Source organism: Streptomyces sp. NPDC001889, assembly GCF_053594535.1.
On record NZ_JBSFER010000001.1, the window covers coordinates 157,359 to 176,329 of the forward strand.

12 protein-coding genes are annotated in these 18,971 nt (G+C 69.7%); 2 read left to right on the plus strand and 10 right to left on the minus strand.

Translation table 11 applies throughout. The annotated features are described in order from the left end of the window. Positions 1-240 precede the first annotated feature (240 nt). From ACWCRA_RS00655 to ngcE, 7 genes are all read right to left on the minus strand, one after another. A complete protein-coding gene (locus ACWCRA_RS00655; protein WP_351545870.1) occupies positions 241-1,491 on the minus strand; it encodes a sugar ABC transporter permease in 1,251 nt (416 codons plus the stop codon). A 53-nt stretch (positions 1,492-1,544) separates the two neighbouring features. Further along, positions 1,545-2,351 (minus strand): ATP-binding cassette domain-containing protein, encoded by an 807-nt coding sequence (locus ACWCRA_RS00660; RefSeq protein WP_351545843.1) that lies wholly within the window; start codon positions 2,349-2,351, stop codon positions 1,545-1,547. Positions 2,352-2,615: 264 nt separating this feature from the next. Then, entirely contained in the window at positions 2,616-3,734 is a 1,119-nt protein-coding gene (locus ACWCRA_RS00665) for a substrate-binding domain-containing protein (protein WP_351556545.1), read from the minus strand. Between the two features lie 134 nt (positions 3,735-3,868). After that, positions 3,869-5,068: an ROK family transcriptional regulator gene (locus ACWCRA_RS00670; protein WP_451066434.1), complete on the minus strand. Its 1,200-nt coding sequence runs from the start codon at positions 5,066-5,068 to the stop codon at positions 3,869-3,871. A 224-nt stretch (positions 5,069-5,292) separates the two neighbouring features. Beyond that, complete coding sequence (locus tag ACWCRA_RS00675; protein WP_351556541.1) at positions 5,293-6,222, minus strand: carbohydrate ABC transporter permease; 930 nt, start codon at positions 6,220-6,222, stop codon at positions 5,293-5,295. Between the two features lie 11 nt (positions 6,223-6,233). Further along, positions 6,234-7,157 carry a carbohydrate ABC transporter permease gene (locus ACWCRA_RS00680; protein ID WP_351556539.1) on the minus strand — a complete coding sequence of 308 codons (924 nt, stop codon included), beginning with the start codon at positions 7,155-7,157 and terminating at the stop codon, positions 6,234-6,236. A 49-nt stretch (positions 7,158-7,206) separates the two neighbouring features. Beyond that, on the minus strand, positions 7,207-8,655 hold the full coding sequence (ngcE, locus tag ACWCRA_RS00685; protein ID WP_451066435.1) for an N-acetylglucosamine/diacetylchitobiose ABC transporter substrate-binding protein: 1,449 nt from the start codon (positions 8,653-8,655) through the stop codon (positions 7,207-7,209). Positions 8,656-9,162: 507 nt separating this feature from the next. On the opposite strand from ngcE, the gene ACWCRA_RS00690 reads away from it, so the two are divergent. Beyond that, the gene (locus tag ACWCRA_RS00690) at positions 9,163-13,029 is read left to right on the plus strand and encodes a GH92 family glycosyl hydrolase (RefSeq protein ID WP_451066436.1); all 3,867 of its coding nucleotides are present in this window, start codon (positions 9,163-9,165) and stop codon (positions 13,027-13,029) included. Between the two features lie 83 nt (positions 13,030-13,112). On the opposite strand, the gene acnA is transcribed toward ACWCRA_RS00690, so the two are convergent. The 3 genes from acnA to ACWCRA_RS00705 all read right to left on the minus strand — a co-directional run bounded on the left by acnA (position 13,113) and on the right by ACWCRA_RS00705 (position 17,237). Beyond that, the gene (gene acnA, locus ACWCRA_RS00695) at positions 13,113-15,827 is read right to left on the minus strand and encodes an aconitate hydratase AcnA (protein ID WP_351556531.1); all 2,715 of its coding nucleotides are present in this window, start codon (positions 15,825-15,827) and stop codon (positions 13,113-13,115) included. 252 nt (positions 15,828-16,079) lie between these two features. After that, entirely contained in the window at positions 16,080-16,859 is a 780-nt protein-coding gene (locus ACWCRA_RS00700; protein WP_451066437.1) for an SDR family NAD(P)-dependent oxidoreductase, read from the minus strand. 246 nt (positions 16,860-17,105) lie between these two features. Continuing rightward, positions 17,106-17,237, minus strand: a complete 132-nt coding sequence (locus ACWCRA_RS00705; RefSeq protein WP_351556525.1) for a hypothetical protein — start codon at positions 17,235-17,237, stop codon at positions 17,106-17,108. Positions 17,238-17,428: 191 nt separating this feature from the next. Here ACWCRA_RS00705 and ACWCRA_RS00710 point away from each other — a divergent pair, with 191 nt between their 5' ends. After that, positions 17,429-18,958, plus strand: coding sequence for a helix-turn-helix domain-containing protein (locus tag ACWCRA_RS00710; RefSeq protein ID WP_351556522.1), 1,530 nt, complete (start codon positions 17,429-17,431; stop codon positions 18,956-18,958). Positions 18,959-18,971: the final 13 nt, after the last annotated feature.

Genomic DNA, 18,971 nt, shown 5'->3' on the forward strand with positions numbered 1-18,971 from the left:
TGTATGGAGCTGGGTCGAGACATGCCGATTTGGTTGAGTCTAATGTTCCGGTCGGGAGCGCCGCCCTCGGGCGGTGCGATCCGGCTCATATGATCGCTCGATTCGGCGGCTGCGGGGGGACGGGGGTGCCGGTGCGGCGCCGGAAGGGCCTGATCCGGGAGAGCCGGAGGAGCCGGAGGAGCCGGAGGAGCCTGAGGAGCCTGAGGAGCCTGAGGAGCCTGAGGAGCCGGCGGCGAGAGATTAGGCCCGGCCCGCGCTGCGCTGGGTTCTGCGGGTGATCGAGTCGATCACGACCGTGGCGAGCAGCACACCACCGGTGATCATGAACTGGACCGGGGAGGAGATGCCCTCCAGGGCCAGTCCGTACTGGATGGAGACGATCACCATCACGCCGAGCAGCGCGTTCCAGGTCCGCCCCCGCCCGCCGAAGAGGCTGGTCCCGCCGATCACGGCCGCCGCGATGACGTTCATCAGCAGCTCGCCGCCCCCGGCGCCCTGGTTGGCGGCGGCGATCTTGGAGGCCATGAAGAGCCCTCCGACGGCCGCGAAGGTGCCCGCGACCGCGAAGGCGGAGATCCGGATCGCCGTGACATGAATCCCGGCGCGCCGGGCGGCCTCCACGCTGCCGCCGAGGGCGAGAATCCCCCGCCCGTAGGCGGTGCGGCGCAGCACCAGGTCCGTGACCACCAGGGCCGCGAGGAAGAGGACGAACCCCAGGGGCAGCCCCTTGTACTGGTTGAACAGGTACGCGGCCCCGTAGGCGACCACCGCGAGCCCGGCCGTGCGCAGGGCGAGGTCGGCGAAGGGGCGGGAGGGAATCCCGGCCGCCGCGCGGCGCCGGCTGTCGAGGGCGCCGCCGGTGAGGAAGGCGGCCACGGCGACCGTGGCCAGCCCGTAGGCGGCGGCGACCTCGCTGAAGTAGTACGTGTTCAGCCTGCCGACCACCCCGTCGCCGTCCAGGTTGACGGTGCCGCTGGAGCCGAGCAGCTGGAGCATGCAGCCCTGCCAGAAGAGCAGCCCGGCGAGGGTGACGGCGAAGGCGGGCGCCCCGATCCGGGCGAAGAAGAAGCCGTGGAGGGCGCCGATGGCCGTGCCCGAGGCGATGGCGGCGAGCACCGCCAGCCACTCGTTCACCCCGTGGGTGACGTTCAGCACGGCGACGATCGCCCCGGCGACCCCGCTGACCGCGCCGACGGAGAGGTCGATCTCGCCGAGGAGGAGCACGAAGATGATGCCGATGGCCATCATCCCGGTGCCGGTCATGGCGACCGCGATATTGCTGAGGTTCTCGGCGGAGAGGAAGTTGGGGTTCATCCGCTGGAAGGCCGACCAGATCAGCACGAGCCCGAGAAGCACCGGGAGGCTCCCCAGGTCCCCGGCGGTGAGCCGGCGGCGGAATTCGGCGAGATAGCCGGCGAACCCCTGCTGCCGGACGATCAGCCGGGGGTCGACCGCGGTCACGGCGGCCCGGGCGGCCTCCGGATTGACCAGCGCCCCGGCCTCCGGGTCCGCCGCGTTCTTCTTGTGGAGACTGACTCTGGGCTTCACTGCCGGCCCTCCGCGGTCCGTGCCGCCCGTCGGGTCACGGCGTTCTCCGTGGCCCCGGTGATGGCGGAGATGATCTCTTCCTGTGAGGTGGAGCGGACCTCGAAGACGCCGTTGTTGCGGCCGAGGCGCAGCACCGCCACCCGGTCGGCCACGGCTCGGACGTCCGCCATGTTGTGGCTGATCAGGATGGTGGCGTGGCCGCGCTCGCGCAGCCGCTCGACCAGGTCGAGCACCTGGGCGGTCTGTTCGACGCCGAGGGCGGCGGTGGGTTCGTCGAGGATGACGAGCCGGGGCTCGCCGAGCAGGGAGCGGGCGATGGCGACCGTCTGGCGCTGGCCGCCGGAGAGTGAGGCGACGGGGATACGGACGCTGGGGATGCGGATGGCGAGGGTCCGCAGGAGTTCGCGGGCCCGGCGCTCCATCGCGACCTCGTCCAGGAGGCCGTAGCGGCGGATCTCCCGGCCGAGGTGGAGATTGCCGACGACATCGAGGTTGTCGCAGAGCGCGAGGTCCTGGTAGACGGTGGCGATGCCCAGGTTCTGGGCGTCGTGCGGCCGGTCGAGCGAGACGGGCACCCCGTCCCACTCGATGACGCCGCCGTCGACGGGGTGGACTCCGGCGATCGTCTTGACCAGGGTGGACTTTCCCGCTCCGTTGTCGCCGACGAGGGCGAGCACTTCCGCGGCGTGGACCTCCAGTTCGACATCGGTCAGGGCCTGGACGGCGCCGAACCGTTTGGAGACCCCGCGCAGCGCCAGGACGGGCGGCGGGGGCGGGGCGGGGGCGGCGGGGACAGCGGGCACGGGAACCAACTCCTTCACCGCCCGGCGGGTGGCGCGCCGGGACGGGGGTGCGGTCGGCAGCGGGGCGGGGGGCAGGGGTGCGTGCGGTCGGCAGCGGGCGGGGGCGCGGTCCGGCCGGGGCGGGGCCGCGGCCGGGCGGGGCGGGGCCGCCCCGGGTGCCCCGCCGGGGGTCGGCGGGGCACGGGGACGGGGGCGTACGCGCGTACGGAACCGGAGGGAGGGGAGGCGCGCGGGACACGGGCCGCGCGCGCCGGCGCGGTCCGGCTAGGGGGTCAGACCGAGCTTCTCGCAGTCGGCCCGGTACTTGTCGGCACAGATCTCCTGGACGGTGTAGACCCCGTCCTTGACGACCGTGTCCCGGATGTTCTCCCGGGTGAGGGGCACCACCGGCACGAGCACCGCGGGCACGTTCTTCGCCGTCCCGCTGTCCACCGTGTCCCCGGCCAGCTCGCCGGGCTTCTCGCCCCGGGCGAGCGCGACGGCCATCTCGGCGGCGGCGTCCGCCTCGCCCGCGTAGGGCTTGTAGACGCTGGAGTGCTGCTCACCGGAGACGATGCGCTGCACGGCGGCGAGTTCGGCGTCCTGGCCGGTGACGGGGGGCAGGGGGTCGAGCCCGGCGGCCTTGAGGGCGGTGATGATGCCGCCGGCCATCCCGTCGTTGGCGGAGTAGACCCCGATGATCTCGTTCTTGCCGAGGGCGGAGATCGCCGCCTCCATGTTGGCGTTGGCGTTCTCCGGCTTCCACTCCTTGGTGTCGTACTCCTTGCCGATGTTCACCTTGCCGTGGAGTACGGAGTGCGCGCCCTTCTTGTAGTCGGCGGCGTTGGGGTCGGTGACCGAGCCGTTCATCATCACGATCTGCCCGTCCCGGGCCTTCTTCCCCAGCGCGGTGAGCAGCGCCTTGCCCTGGACCCGGCCGACCTCCTCGTTGTCGAAGGAGGTGTAGGCGTCGATGGGTCCCTCGGCGAGCCGGTCGAAGGCGACGACCGGGATGCCGGCGCCCTTGGCCTTGGTCACGGCGCCCGCGATGGCCCGGGCGTCCACCGCGTCCAGGATGATCACATCGACCTTGTTGGTGATCATCGTGTCGACCTGCTGGGTCTGGAGCGCCGCGTCCTGTTTGGCGTTGACGTAGACGACCTCGCCCTTCCCGTCCGTCAGCTCGCTGATCTTCTTCTCTATGAGGGGTCTGTCGAACTTCTCATAGCGCGCGGTCTGGTTCTCCGGGAGCAGCAGACCGACCGTGAGCCGGTCGCCCTTGGCGGCGGTGTCCGTCTCCTTCGCCTTGTCTCCGGACTCCTTGGCACTGCCGCAGGCGGCGAGTAAGCCGGCCGTGACGGTGGCGGCGGTGGCAACGGCTGCACGACGCAGATGTGCGTTCATCCGTGGAACCTCCTGACGGGGCCGCGTCATCGCGGCCGAGGTGGCAGGCAGTCAACTCGGCGCCGGAGCCGGGGTCAAGGAGTAAATCCTTAACGAGATGACAACGGTGCCATGTGTTCTTTAAGTGAAGATGCTTACGTGAAGACGGCACCGCCGCCCGGTGGCATGCCGTCGAACAGGCCGGTGTCGCCCATCTCGCTGAGCACCAGGGCGACCGCGCCCAGCACCTCGGCCCGGGGGCCCAGGGAGCCGGCGGCCACGGTCAGCTGCCGGGCGGCGCTGGGGATGGCGTAGCGCGAGACGGCGTCCCGGATGGGTCCGAGCACCAGCTCACCCGCCTCGGCGAGGTCGCCGCCGAGCAGCACCCGGCTGGGGTTGAGCAGATTGCACAGGGCGGCCACCCCGCTGCCGATGTGCCGGCCCGCGTCGGCGATCACCCGGCGGCAGCCGAGGTCTCCCCCGCGGGCCAGACCCACCACCCGTTCCATTGTCAGCCCGGGACCGTGGGCGGGGCTCAGCAGCGGCAGCAGATAGCGGGCGGCGGCGAAGGTCTCCAGACAGCCCCGGTTGCCGCAGCGGCAGACCGGGCCCGACTCGTCCAGGGTGAGATGCCCGATCTCGCCGGCCGTGCCGCCGGGCCCCCGGAAGATCCGGCCGCCGATGACCAGACCGGCGCCGACACCGCCCGCGACCTTGAGATAGGCGAGGTTGCGCACACCCCGGCCGCCGCCCCAGACCAGTTCGCCCAGGGCCCCGAGGTTGGCATCGTTGTCCACCCGGACGGGGACGCCGAGCCGTTCGGCCATCTCCTTGCTGGGGTTGGTGCCGATCCATCCCGGCAGCATCGAGGTGGAGCCGAGGGTGCCGGACTCCGCGTCGATCGGGCCCGGGACGCCGAGGCCGACGCCGATCACCTTGTCCCGGCCGATCCCGGAGGCCGAGATCAGCCGGCCCACCAGCTCCTCGGCCCGGTCGAAGCCGTCCTGCGCCGAGGCGTCCACATCGAGCGGCTCGGACTCCTCGGCCAGCACCCGGTGGGCCAGGTCGGCGACGGCCACCCGCAGATGCGTGTGGCCGAAGTCGACCCCGATCACCGCGCCCGCGTCCCCGCTCAGCGAGATGCTGCGGGCGCGGCGGCCCCCGGCGGAGGTCGGGGTGACCTCGACGGTCCCGCTCTCCTTCAGCTCGCGGACGATATTGGAGACGGTGGCCGCCGACAGGCCGGTGGTGCGCGCGATCTCGGCCTGGGTCAGCGAGCCGGCCAGCCGGACGGCCCGCACGACCCGTCCGAGATTGGCCCGGTGCAGCGAGGTCTGCGATCCCGGAGTCTCCATCAGCCCATCCACTCCTGCCCGGGAGGGCGGCACGACGGCCGTCCTCCGATCGGGGACCCCGATGAGGAATCCCCGCCCTTTCTCCAACTTGTGAAGCACAAGGTCCCTGCCGATGGGTTCGTCCGTCAAGACCTCGATCGGGCGGCGGACGGAGCGCGGCCCCCGGTGGAAGGGTTCCACCGGGGGCCGCCGGGCATGCCGGACCGTACGGACCGTGCGGGGCGCTACTTGATCGCGCCCGCCGTCAGACCCGCCTGCACCTGGCGCTGGAAGATCGCGTAGACGATCAGCACCGGGAGCATGGCGATCATCATGCCGGCCATGAGCGCTCCCCAGTCGTTCTCATAGCCCTGCTGGAGCGCGATCATCGCGAGCCCCTGGGTGAGGACGTACTTCTCCTCCTGCTGGTTGAGGACCATCGGCAGCAGATACTGGTTCCACTGGCCCAGGAAGTTGAAGATGCCGATGCTGATCAGGCCGGGCTTGGCCATCGGCAGCATCACCTGGAAGAACGTCCGGGTGTGCGAGGCCCCGTCGATCATCGCCGCTTCCGCCACCGAGCTGGGCAGGGTGCGGAAGAACGACGTCATGAAGAAGACGGTGAAGGGCAGCGAATAGGCGATGTAGACCAGGATCAGTCCGTGGTACGTCGCCAGCAGCGAGCTGCCCGGGAAGTCCCTCAGCACGAAGAAGAGGGGAATCACCAGCATGAAGACGGGGAAGGACATGCCCGCCACGAACAGGTAGTAGATAAACCTGTTCCCCGGGAAGGTGAAGCGCGCCAGGACATAGGCGGCCATGGAACCCAGCACCATGGTGCCGACGACCGAGCCGCCCACCACAATGGCGGTGTTGACGAAGTACTGGCCCATGTTCGCGTCGTTCCACGCGTTGGACCAGTTCTCCCAGTGGAGGGTGGTGGGCAGTCCCCAGGGGTCGGTCAGAATGCCATTGCTGTCCTTGAAGGCGCTCCAGAGCACCCACAGCAGCGGAACACCGACCATGAGCGCCCAGACGACGAGTATGCCGTGGGAGAAGACATTGAGCACCCCGCCCTCCTTGCGGGGGGTCTTCCTCCCCGCCGCCGGGCCGGTCGTTCCGGTGGCCCCGGCGGGTGTTTCCCGCTTGGCCACATCGATCTCTTCGGTCGTCATCCGCCGTACCCCTAGAACTCGATCCGCTCACGCCGCGCGAAGCGCATGGTGAGCAGTGCGAACGTCATCGTGACAATGAGCATCGCGATTCCCATCGCGGAGGCGTAGCCGAATTGGCTGTCCCGGAAGGCCGTCAGATACAGCCGCAGCGGCATGACGTCGGTCGCGCCATCGGGTCCGCCCATGTTCACCGACATGATCTGGACCAGGGCGAAGGCGTCCAGGGCGATGATGCCCATGTACACCCAGCCGGTCTGCACCGCGTCCCACAGCAGCGGGAGGGTGATCCTGAAGAAGGTGTGGAAGCGGTTGGCACCGTCCAGCAGTGCCGCTTCGTAGATCTCCCGGGGGATGGAGGCCATCGCCGCCGAGAACAGCACCACATAGAAGCCGACATGGCCCCAGACCATGACCGCGCTGATGCACCAGAGGGCGATGCTCTTCTCGCCGAGCCAGGAGTTCTGGAGGCTGTCGAGACCGACCGCCCCGAGCAGCGAGTTGAGCATGCCGTCGTTGGGGTCGGGGTTGTAGATGTTGAACCAGATGACCGCGACGATGGTGATGGAGATGACCTGCGGGAAGAAGAAGACGAACTTGTAGAACTTCGACCCGGTCACACCCGTGACCACTTCGTTCTTCTTGCGCTTGCCGCCCACATTGAGCATGAAGGCGAAGAACAGGCCCATGCCGAGGGTGACCACCGGGACGAGCGCCAGCATGTAGACGTTGTGGCGCAGCGCGTTCCAGAAGTCGTCGCTCTCCCAGAGCCGCTGGAAGTTCTCCATGCCGACGAACTTGGCGGTGCCGACCAGACCGGACCAGTCGGTCATGGATATCTGGAAGGCCTGGACGAACGGCGACAGTACGAAGATGCCGTAGATGATCAAAGGTAGGGCCAGGAAGCCCACGATGAATCGGTATTTGCCGTGTTGCATGTGCTTCCCGGCCCTTCCCCTCTTCCTTCGGACTGATGCCGTGTCAGATTCAGCTGCTGCGCTTGAACTTGGTGACGGAACTGTCCTTGGCCACCTTGTCGGCCTCCGCCTGGGTCTTCTTGATCCACTCGGATGCCTTGAGGTCACCGGTGAGCAGCTGGCCGGTCAGGCCGCCGATCTTCTCGTCGGTGAGCGCCGGGTACCACTCCTGGAGCTGGAGGCTGATGAGGTTGTCACCGGCCGCCTTGACCGCCGCGCTCGCGGAGGCGAGGCCCGGGGAGAGCGTCATGCCCTCGGTGGCGCCCACCACACAGGTCAGCGACTTCACCTTGGTGGCGAAGTTCTGCGCGTGCTTCTTCGACAGCATGATGCGGAGCAGCTCCATGCCTCCGACCGGGTTCTTGCCCTTGGCCGAGACGATGTACGGCTCGCTGGGCTCACCGCGCAGGGTGCCCTGCGGCAGCTTGTCGCCGGTGCCGTCGAGGAGGGCGCCCACCGCCATCCCGAAGTCCTTCGGGGTGGTCGGCGCGGCCTCGTTCTCCACCCAGGAGCCATTGGGGATGAAGACGGCGTTGTTCTTGGTCCAGGCGGTCTGGGACTGGATGTGGGTCAGACCCTGGCTGCCCTCCAGGAAGTACTTCTTGGCGGCCAGCTCCTCGTAGTGCTCGATGACCTGCTTGACGGCGTCGTTGCCCGTCCAGGCGTTGGGCTCCAGGTTGTCGATCGCGGTCCAGGCCTGCATGCCGCCGATCTTGGCGATCTGGGCGAAGAGGTTGAAGTGGACGTAGTACGGGTACTTGCCCGCGTACGTCCAGGGCGCGATCTTCTCCTTCTTGATCTCCCCGCAGAGCTCGACCATCTCGTCGAGGGTCTTGGGGTAGGTCCAGCCCTTCTCGTCCAGCAGCTTCTGGGAGTACCAGGTGCCGTAGATGGTGAAGGCGTAGTAGAGCACGTCGAACTTGTCGCCGTGCCGGCCCTTCTCCAGGGTGCTGGGGTGGATGATGTCGCGGACCTTCTTGGCCGGGTCGTCCAGCGACGCCGCGTCCAGCAGCACGCCCAGGTCCTGGAGTTGCCCCTGGCTGGAGAGCTTGTTCATGTCCAGGTGGTTGGCGCCGGAGTTGTCGATGACGTCCGGCGGGTTGCCGCCCGCGAACCGGGGGGTGAGCTTGGGGCCGACCTCCTGCGTACCGGTGTGCTTGACGTCGGCCTTGTAGGTGGTCTTGTAGTCGGCCTCGGCGTCCTTGGCGTACTGGTCGCCCAGGCCGCCCTTGAAGATGAACGCCTCCAGCGCGGCACCGTTCTTCACCCCGAGCGGGTTCTTCGCCGACGTCTCACCCTTGGGGGCCTCGGTCTTCTTCCCGTCGCCGCCGTCGCCGCCGGTGGCGCAGGCGGAGAGAAAGCCCATGGTGGGAACGGCGATCAGGCCGAGCGCCGCGGAGCGCTTGATCAGATTGCGCCGGCCGAGACCCTCATTGTTGTGCGCGGAGGTCGATCCCATGCTCAAGTCCTCGCCTTCATCAGGACTCAGGCGGTGAACAAGTCGCCCGTGTGTATCGCCTCAGGCGAAGGGCCCCGCCACCGCAGTCAGTTGCTGTGTTTCCCAGGGGGAAATTCAGTGAAGCTTGGGTTATACACGGTCTACAGTGAGAACAGATCGCGGGCAGCAGTGAATGGACGCACGCCTGCCCGTCTCCCCCGTTCCCCCCGGCCCGCAGAGTGTGTGCAACAGCCCTGGCGGGTGCCGACAGGTATAGTCCACTTCACATCAACGGAGCAAGATCGAAAGCATGGTTGAGCGGGAGTCTTTCCCTAGTTGAGACCTCCCGGATATATGAGCACTGTGCGTACGCATTCGACCACATCGCCCGGTCCGGAACGGAAGCTTCCGGCCGCTTCGCGCTGCCCAAACCCTTGACACCGTCGGGCACTTGGCTCCCTACTGGAACCCGCGCACCGTATTGACAACGTTGTCCGGACGCATCTTCCGCTGGAGGAAAGGCCCGTGATGGCCAGAGCCAGACATCGGCAGAGTCCAAGAAGAGCACCTCGCGGCCGAACTCGCCCCGCCCTCCTGGCGGTCGGCATCGCGCTGACCCTGCTGACGGGTGGTCCCGCCACCGCCGCGCAACCCGCGCCGGCGGCCGGAAAGGACGCCGCGGCAGCGAAATTCAGCTCCTCCTTCGAAACGGATGAACCACCACTCGACTGGCGCAATACCGTTGACATCGGACCAGACAGTCAGAAAAAGGCTTCCGGTGTCGATGGCGGCTTCTCCAGCGGTATACCGGGCAATATCACCGACACGGTCCGGGAGTTGCGCGCGAGCGGTGAGAACACCGAGGCGGGCGAGGTCAAAGAGAACCTGATAGATCTTCAGCCGAACACCAAATGGCTGGAATTCGCGCCAACCTCGTGGATAGAGTTCGACACCGGCACCCCGGTCAAGGTCGCCTCCTACGCTCTGACCTCGGCCAATGACGCCCAGACGCGCGACCCCAGGGACTGGACCCTCAAGGGCTCCCCCGACGGCAGCCGGTGGACGGTCCTCGACGTCCAGCGGGACCGGGGCTTCGAGCGGCGCTTCCAGACCCTGACCCAGGACATCGGCGATCCGGCCGGGATCACCGCCTACGCCCACTACCGGCTGGAGATCACCCGCAACAGCGGCGCCGGACTGACCCAGCTCGCCGATGTGCAGTTCTCCGACGGCTCCGCCACCGCGCCCGCGCCGGGCGACATGCGCACCCATGTCGACCAGGGCCCGCCCGGCTCCCCCACCGCCAAGGCCCGCGCGGGCTTCACCGGTCTGCGGGCGCTGCGCTACGCCGGCAGCCACCGGCCGGCCGGCCGGGCCCACTCGTACAACAGGGTCTTCGACGTCCACCTGCCCGTGCGGCGCGACACCGCGCTGTCGTACCGGATCTTCCCCGCGCTGCCGGAGGGGCCGGAGACCGACCTCACCTATCCGGCCACCCATGCCTCGGTGGACCTGGTCTTCACGGACGGCACCTCCCTGAGCGGGCTGCGGGCCACCGACGCGCACGGCGGGGCGCTGACCCCGCAGGGCCAGGGGGACGCCAAGCGGCTCTACGTCAACCAGTGGAACCAGGTGACCTCGGCCATCGGCACGGTCGCGGCCGGCCGGACCGTGGACCGGATTCTCCTCGCGTACGACTCCGCGAAGGGCCCTTCGGTCTTCCAGGGCTGGATCGACGACCTCGCGCTGCGGCCCGCGGCTCCCGAGCCCCGGCACGACAGCTGGGCCGAGTACGCCTCGACCACCCGGGGCACCCACTCCAGCGGGCAGTTCTCCCGGGGCAACACCTTCCCGGCGACGGCCGTGCCGCACGGGTTCAACTTCTGGACCCCGGTGACCAACTCGGCGTCCAGAAGCTGGATCTACGAGTACGCCCGGGGCAACAACGCGGACAATCTGCCCGCCCTCCAGGCTCTCGCGGCGAGCCATCAGCCCAGCCCCTGGATGGGCGACCGGCAGACCTTCCAGATCATGCCGTCGGCGGCGGCCGGCACCCCGCCGACCGGCCGGGCCGGCCGCGCGCTGCCGTTCCGCCACGAGAACGAGAGGGCACGGCCGCACCACTACGGCGTCACCTTCGAGAACGGTCTGCGGGCCGAGGTCACCCCCACCGACCACGCGGCGATGATGCGGTTCACCTACCCCGGCGACGACGCCTCCCTCGTCCTCGACAATGTCACCGGGGACGGCGGCCTCACCCTCGACCCGGCGGCCGGCTCCTTCACCGGCTACTCCGATGTGCGCAGCGGACTGTCCACCGGGGCCACCCGGCTCTTCGTGTACGGAGTGGTGGACGCGCCCGTCACCGGCTCGGGCGCGGACGGCGTCACCGGCCATCTGCGGCTGGACGCGGGCCGGGACCGCACGGTCACCCTGCGGATCGCCACCTCGCTCATCGGGACCGAGCAGGCGCGGAAGAACCTCGCGGACGAGATCCCGCCGGGCACCTCCTTCGAGCGGGTGCGGGAGCGGGCCCGGAGCGCCTGGGACCGTCTGCTGGGCCGGGTGGAGGTCGAGGGGGCCACCCACGACCAGCTGGTGACGCTCTACTCCGGTCTCTACCGGCTCTATCTCTATCCGAACTCCGGCCATGAGAACACCGGCACCCGCGCCCGCCCGAAGTACCGGTACGCGAGCCCGTTCTCCCCGGCCGCCGGCCCCGACACCCCCGACCGCACCGGCGCGAGACTCGTCGACGGCAGGGTGTATGTGAACAACGGCTTCTGGGACACCTACCGGACCACCTGGCCCGCGTACTCCCTCCTCACCCCGGAGAAGGCCGGTGACCTGGTGGACGGCTTCGTCCAGCACTACCGGGACGGCGGCTGGATCTCGCGCTGGTCCTCCCCCGGCTACGCCGATCTGATGACCGGCACCAGCTCCGATGTGGCCTTCGCCGACGCCCATGTGAAGGGCGTCGACTTCGACGCCGAGGCGGCGTACGAGGCCGCGCTGAAGAACGCGACCGTGGTGCCGCCCTCCTCCGGCGTCGGCCGCAAGGGCATGGCCACCTCGCCCTTCACCGGCTATGCCTCCACCCGGACCCACGAGGGCCTGTCCTGGTCGCTGGAGGGCCATATCAACGACTACGGCCTGGCGCGGATGGCCGCCTCGCTCCACCGGCGGACCGGGGAGGAGCGCTACCGCGAGGAGTCGGAGTACTTCCTCGACCGGGCCCGCGACTATGTCGCGCTCTTCGACCCGGGGGCCGGCTTCTTCCAGGGCCGGGACGAGCGGGGCGGATGGCGGGTCCCGAGCGAGCGGTACGACCCCCGGGTGTGGGGCTACGACTACACCGAGACCAACGGCTGGGGCTATGCCTTCACCGCCCCCCAGGACAGCCGGGGCCTGGCCAATCTGTACGGCGGCCGGGCGAAGCTGGGCGAGAAGCTGGACACCTACTTCGCCACCCCCGAGACGGCCTCCCCCGGCTTCGCGGGCTCCTACGGCTCGGTCATCCACGAGATGACGGAGGCGAGGGATGTGCGGATGGGGATGTACGGGCACTCCAACCAGGTCGCCCACCACGTCCCGTACATGTACAACGCGGCCGGGCGGCCCTGGCGGACCCAGGAGAAGGTGCGGGAGGTGCTCTCCCGGCTCTACACCGGCAGCGAGATCGGCCAGGGCTACCACGGCGACGAGGACAACGGGGAGCAGTCGGCCTGGTGGCTGTTCTCCGCGCTCGGCTTCTATCCGCTGGTCATGGGCAGCGGGGAGTACACGGTGGGTTCGCCGCTCTTCACCAGGGCGACGGTACGGATGGACAACGGCCGGACGCTGGTGGTGAAGGCGCCCCGCAACAGCGCCCGGAACATCTACGTCCAGGGGCTGCGGGTCGACGGCCGGGCGTGGGACTCGACCGCGCTGCCGCACGGGCTCCTCGCGCGCGGCGGGACCCTGGAGTTCGCGATGGGCCCGGAGCCGTCCGCGTGGGGGACGGGACAGGACGCGGCCCCGGTCTCCATCACCCGGGACGACCGGGTGCCCCGGCCGCGCCGGGACGCCCTCACGGGCGGGGGCCCGCTCTTCGACGACACCTCGGCCACCGCCGGGGAGACGGCGGGGGCGGTGGAGCTGGCGGTGGCCGGGCCGAGCAGGGCCGTGCAGTACACGCTGACATCGGCGGACCGGGCGCGGGCCCCGTCGGGCTGGGTGCTCCAGGGCTCGCGCGACGGCGAGCGGTGGCGGGAGCTGGACCGGCGGTCCGGGGAGGAGTTCGCCTGGGACCGGCAGACCCGGGTGTTCTCGGTCGCCCGCCCCGGCACGTACACCGCCTACCGGCTGGTGCCCCGGGGCCCGGCGACGCTGGCGGAGATCGAACTGCTCGCCTGAGCCGCCGTGGGGACGGCAGGCCGTGAGGGCCGTACCCCCGCTCGCGCGGGGGTACGGCCCTCACCGGTGTCCTTCAGCGGGTGTCAGCCGCGGATCAGGTTCCGCAGGACGTACTGCATGATGCCACCGTTGCGGTAGTAGTCGGCCTCGCCGGGGGTGTCGATGCGGACGATCGCGTCGAACTCCACCCCGGTGTCGGTGGTGACCTTGACCGTGCGCGGGGTGGTGCCCTCGTTCAGCTCGGTGACACCGGAGATCGCGAAGGTCTCCTCACCGGTCAGGCCGAGCGCCTCGGCGGAGGCGCCCTCCGGGAACTGGAGCGGGAGGACGCCCATGCCGATGAGGTTCGAGCGGTGGATGCGCTCGTAGGACTCGGCGACGACGGCCTTCACGCCCAGCAGCGCGGTGCCCTTGGCGGCCCAGTCGCGGGACGAGCCGGAGCCGTACTCCTTGCCCGCGAGGATCACCAGCGGGACGCCCTGCTCGATGTAGTTGCGCGAGGCGTCGTAGATGAACGACACCGGCGCGTCGGGCTGGGTGAAGTCGCGGGTGAAGCCGCCCTCGGTGCCCGGCGCGATCTGGTTCCGCAGCCGGATGTTGGCGAAGGTGCCGCGGATCATGACCTCGTGGTTGCCGCGGCGCGAGCCGTAGGAGTTGAAGTCGCGGCGCTCGACGCCGTGCTCCGTGAGGTACTTGCCGGCCGGGGTGTCGGCCTTGATCGCGCCGGCCGGGGAGATGTGGTCGGTGGTGACCGAGTCGCCCAGCTTGGCCAGCACCCGGGCGCCGGAGAAGTCGGTGACCGGGGTGGTCTCCATCTGCATGCCCTCGAAGTAGGGGGGCTTGCGGACGTAGGTGGACTCGGTGTCCCACTCGAAGGTGTTGCCGGTGGGGATCGACAGCGCCTGCCACTGGGCGTCACCCGCGAAGACGTCCTGGTAGGACTTGTTGAACATGTCCTCGCCGATGGAGTTGGCGACGACGTCGTTCACCTCGGCCTCGGTGGGCCAGATGTCCTGGAGGAAGACGGGCTTGCCCTCCTGGTCGATGCCGAGGGCGTCGCGGGTGATGTCCACCTTCATGGAGCCCGCGAGGGCGTAGGCGACGACCAGCGGCGGGGAGGCCAGGTAGTTCATCTTGACGTCGGGGTTGATCCGGCCCTCGAAGTTGCGGTTGCCGGAGAGGACCGAGGTCACGGCGAGGTCGTTGTCGTTGACCGCCTTGGAGACCTCCTCCGGCAGCGGGCCGGAGTTGCCGATGCAGGTGGTGCAGCCGTAGCCGACGAGGTTGAAGCCGACCTTGTCCAGGTAGGGGGTGAGCCCCGCCTTGTCGAAGTAGTCGGTGACGACCTTGGAGCCGGGGGCCAGGGTGGTCTTGACCCACGGCTTGCGGGTCAGGCCCTTCTCGACCGCCTTCTTGGCCACCAGCGCGGCGGCGACCATGACGTACGGGTTCGAGGTGTTGGTGCAGGAGGTGATCGCGGCGACGGTGACGGCGCCGTGGTCGATCTCGTAGGTGGAGCCGTCGGGGGCGGTGACGGTGGTCGGACGCGTCGGCACACCGTTGGCCGAGGCCGGGGCGTCGGAGGCCGGGAAGGACTCCTTGCCCGCCTCCTCGTCGTCGTCCACGTAGTTCCGCACGTCGACGGCGAACTGCTCGGCGGCGTTCGCGAGGACGATCCGGTCCTGCGGGCGCTTCGGTCCGGCGATGGAGGGGACGACCGTGGAGAGGTCCAGCTCCAGCTTCTCGGAGAAGTCGGGCTCGGCGGCCGGGTCGAGCCAGAGGCCCTGCTCCTTGGCGTACGCCTCGACCAGCGCGACCTGCTGCTCGTCGCGGCCGGTGAGCCGCAGGTACTTCAGGGTCTCGCCGTCGATCGGGAAGATCGCGGCGGTGGAGCCGAACTCCGGCGACATGTTGCCGATGGTGGCGCGGTTGGCGAGCGAGGTGGCGGCGACGCCCTCGCCGTAGAACTCCACGAACTTGCCGACGACGCCGTGCTTGCGCAGCATCTCGGTGATGGTGAGCACCAGGTCGGTGGCGGTGGTGCCAGGGGTCAGCTCACCGGTCAGCTTGAAGCCGACGACGCGCGGGATGAGCATGGAGACCGGCTGGCCGAGCATCGCGGCCTCGGCCTCGATGCCGCCGACGCCCCAGCCGAGCACACCGAGGCCGTTGACCATGGTGGTGTGCGAGTCGGTGCCGACGAGGGTGTCGGGGTACGCCTGACCGCCCCGGACCATGACCGTACGGGCCAGGTGCTCGATGTTCACCTGGTGGACGATGCCGGTGCCGGGCGGGACGACCTTGAACTCGTCGAAGGCGGTCTGGCCCCAGCGCAGGAACTGGTAGCGCTCGCGGTTGCGGCCGTACTCCAGCTCGACGTTCTGCGCGAACGCGGCGTTGGTGCCGAACTTGTCGGCGATGACGGAGTGGTCGATGACCAGCTCGGCCGGGGCGAGCGGGTTGATCTTCGCCGGGTCGCCGCCCAGCTCCTTCACGGCCTCACGCATGGTGGCGAGGTCCACGACGCACGGGACACCGGTGAAGTCCTGCATGATCACACGGGCCGGTGTGAACTGGATCTCCTGGCTGGGCTGCGCCTGCGAGTCCCAGCCGCCGAGGGCCCGGATGTGGTCGGCGGTGATGTTCGCGCCGTCCTCGGTGCGGAGCAGGTTCTCCAGCAGCACCTTCAGGCTGTACGGGAGGCGTGCGGAGCCCTCGACCTTGTCCAGCTTGAAGATCTCGTACGACTCGTCACCCACGCGCAGCGTGCTGCGGGCGTCGAAGCTGTTCGCCGACACGACAGTCTCCTTCATCAATGTGCACGTACTACGTCCATGCTGCCGCCACGGCTCCACGCTCATCCGCTAAGGTAGGGCTTAGTTAGGTAACCCTTACCGAGTGGCGGCTGCGGCACGTCTTCGGCAGATATCTCGATGTCGAGATAACTCTAGTACATCGGTGCGTCCCGGTCATGCCCGGGCGCCCGATGTTCCCGTACGGACAATCCCTGCGTTTCTCGGCCGGAATCGGACATACGGTCGAGCAAGGGCTCAGTGAACCGAGAACCCGCCATCGACACAGAGGGACTGTCCGGTCACATAGGCGGAGGCCCCGCCCGCCAGAAAGACGGCCGCGCCCGCGAAGTCCTCGGCCAGGCCGTTGCGCCCCACCATGGTGCGGGCGGCGAGCGCCGCGACCCTCTCCGGGTCGGAGGAGAGCCGGGTGTTGAGCGGGGTCATCACAAAGCCCGGCACCAGGGTGTTGCAGGTGACGCCGTACGGCGACCAGGCCTCGGCCTGTGAACGGGCCAGCGACTCCAGCGCCCCCTTGGAGACTCCATAGGCACCGCTGCGGACGAACGCCCGGTGCGCCTGCTGCGAGGTGATGTGGATGATCCGGCCGAAACCCCGCTCGGCCATGCCGGGTCCGAAGCGCTGCCCCAGCAGATGGGGTGCCTCCAGGTTCACCGCCATGGTGGTGTCCCACACATCCTCGCCCAGCTCCCCCAGGGGCGGGCGCAGATTGACCCCGGCGCAGTTGACGAGGATGTCGGGCTCCCCGAAGACCCCGGCCGCCGCGTCGGCCCCGGCGCGCACCCCGGCGCGGCTCCCCAGATCGGCGCTCACCCAGGCGGCCCGGCAGCCGTCCGCCACCAGCTCCCCCGCCGCCGCCGCGAGCTCCGCCTCCCGGCGGGCCACGATCACCACACCGGCGCCGGCCCGGGCCAGGGCACCGGCGATGGCCCGCCCGATCCCGGAGCTGCCGCCGGTCACCACGGCGACACGCCCGTCGAGCGAGAACAACTGGGAGAGATAGTTCCGCGAGGTCATCCCCGCACCCTAAGAGTCCGCGCGCGCCGCCCCGGCCCCGGGGGCGGTCGCTCAGCGCGGCGTATGTCCGGCGGGGGGGGCGCGGCTCGGCGCGGCGCGTGCCCGGCGGGGGGCGCGGCTCGGCGCGGCGCGTGCCCGGCGGGGATGCGGCCCGGCGCGGCGCGTGCCCGGCGGATGCGGCCCGGCGCGGCTCGTGTCCGGCGGGGATGCGGCCCGGCGCGGCTCGTGTCCGGCGGGGGCGGTCGCTCAGCGCGGCCCCAGCAGAAACAGCACGAGCAGCACCATGAGCAGCAGCGCCCAGCCCAGCACCCCGACCTTCCGCCGGTGCGGATTGCGCCCCTGGGGCCATGCGCCGGCGCCGCGCGGATCGTTCTCCATGGGCGCCGAGCATACGGCCCGCACCGGCGGCCCGGGGGGGCCGAGGCCCATACGGCCCCGGTCGACTTGACGGCCCACCACCTCCGACGGATCGTCAGAGAGCGGGCCCCGGGGCGCGAGGAGCGCGGGATGTCACCCGGACGCCACCCCCAGCGAGCGCTTCATCTCATATCTGAGATAACGTGATCCGCATGGCAGACGACTACCTCGTACGCATCGGCAAGCTCATCCGTGACGCGCGTCAGCATCGCGGCTGGACCCAGACGCAGCTCGCGGAAGCTCTCGGCACCAGCCAAAGCGCGGTCAACCGCATTGAACGCGGCAACCAGAACATCAGCCTTGAGATGATCGCACGCATCGGCGAGGCGCTCGACAGCGAGATCGTGTCCCTGGGATACGCCGGCCCCATGCATCTGCGGGTGGTCGGCGGACGCCGGCTCTCCGGGGCGATCGACGTCAAGACGAGCAAGAACGCCTGTGTCGCGCTGCTCTGCGGCTCGCTGCTGAACAAGGGGCGCACCGTGCTGCGCCGGGTCGCGCGGATCGAGGAGGTCTTCCGGCTGCTGGAGGTCCTCAACTCCATCGGGGTGCGCACCCGCTGGATCAACGAGGGCGTCGACCTGGAGATCGTGCCCCCCGCCGAGCTGGACATGGACGCCATCGACGCGGAGGCCGCCCGCCGCACCCGCTCGATCATCATGTTCCTCGGGCCGCTGCTGCACCGCCTCGACACCTTCAAGCTGCCCTACGCCGGCGGCTGCGACCTGGGCACCCGCACCATCGAGCCCCATATGATCGCGCTGCGCCGCTTCGGCCTGGACATCACCGCCACCGAGGGGCTCTACCACGCCGAGGTCGAGCGGGCGACGGTGCCGGACCGGCCGATCGTACTGACCGAGCGCGGCGACACCGTGACCGAGAACGCGCTGCTGGCGGCGGCCCGCCACGACGGCGTCACCGTGATCCGCAACGCCTCCTCCAACTACATGGTCCAGGACCTCTGCTTCTTCCTGGAGGCCCTGGGCGTACGGGTGGAGGGCGTCGGCACCACCACCCTGACCGTGCACGGTGTGCCCACGATCGACGTGGACGTCGACTACTCCCCCTCCGAGGACCCGGTCGAGGCGATGAGCCTGCTGGCCGCCGCCGTGGTGACCGAGTCGGAGCTGACGATCCGCCGGGTGCCGATCGAGTTCCTGGAGATCGAGCTGGCCGTCCTGGAGGAGATGGGTCTCGACCACGACCGCTCCACCGAGTACACGGCGGACAACGGCCGCACCCGGCTGGTCGACCTGACGGTGCGCCCCTCCAAGCTGGAGGCGCCCATCGACAAGATCCACCCCATGCCCTTCCCCGGGCTGAACATCGACAACGTCCCCTTCTTCGCGGCCATCGCCGCCGTGGCCCAGGGCCAGACCCTGATCCACGACTGGGTCTACGACAACCGGGCGATCTACCTCACCGACCTGAACCGCCTGGGCGGCCGCCTCCAGCTCCTCGACCCCCACCGCGTCCTCGTCGAGGGCCCCACCCGCTGGCGCGCGGCGGAGATGATGTGCCCGCCGGCCCTGCGCCCGGCGGTGGTGGTGCTGCTGGCGATGATGGCGGCCGAGGGCACCTCCGTACTGCGCAATGTGTATGTCATCAACCGGGGGTACGAGGAGCTGGCGGAGCGGCTCAACTCGGTGGGGGCGCAGATCGAGATCTTCCGCGACATTTGACATACGAGTGCCG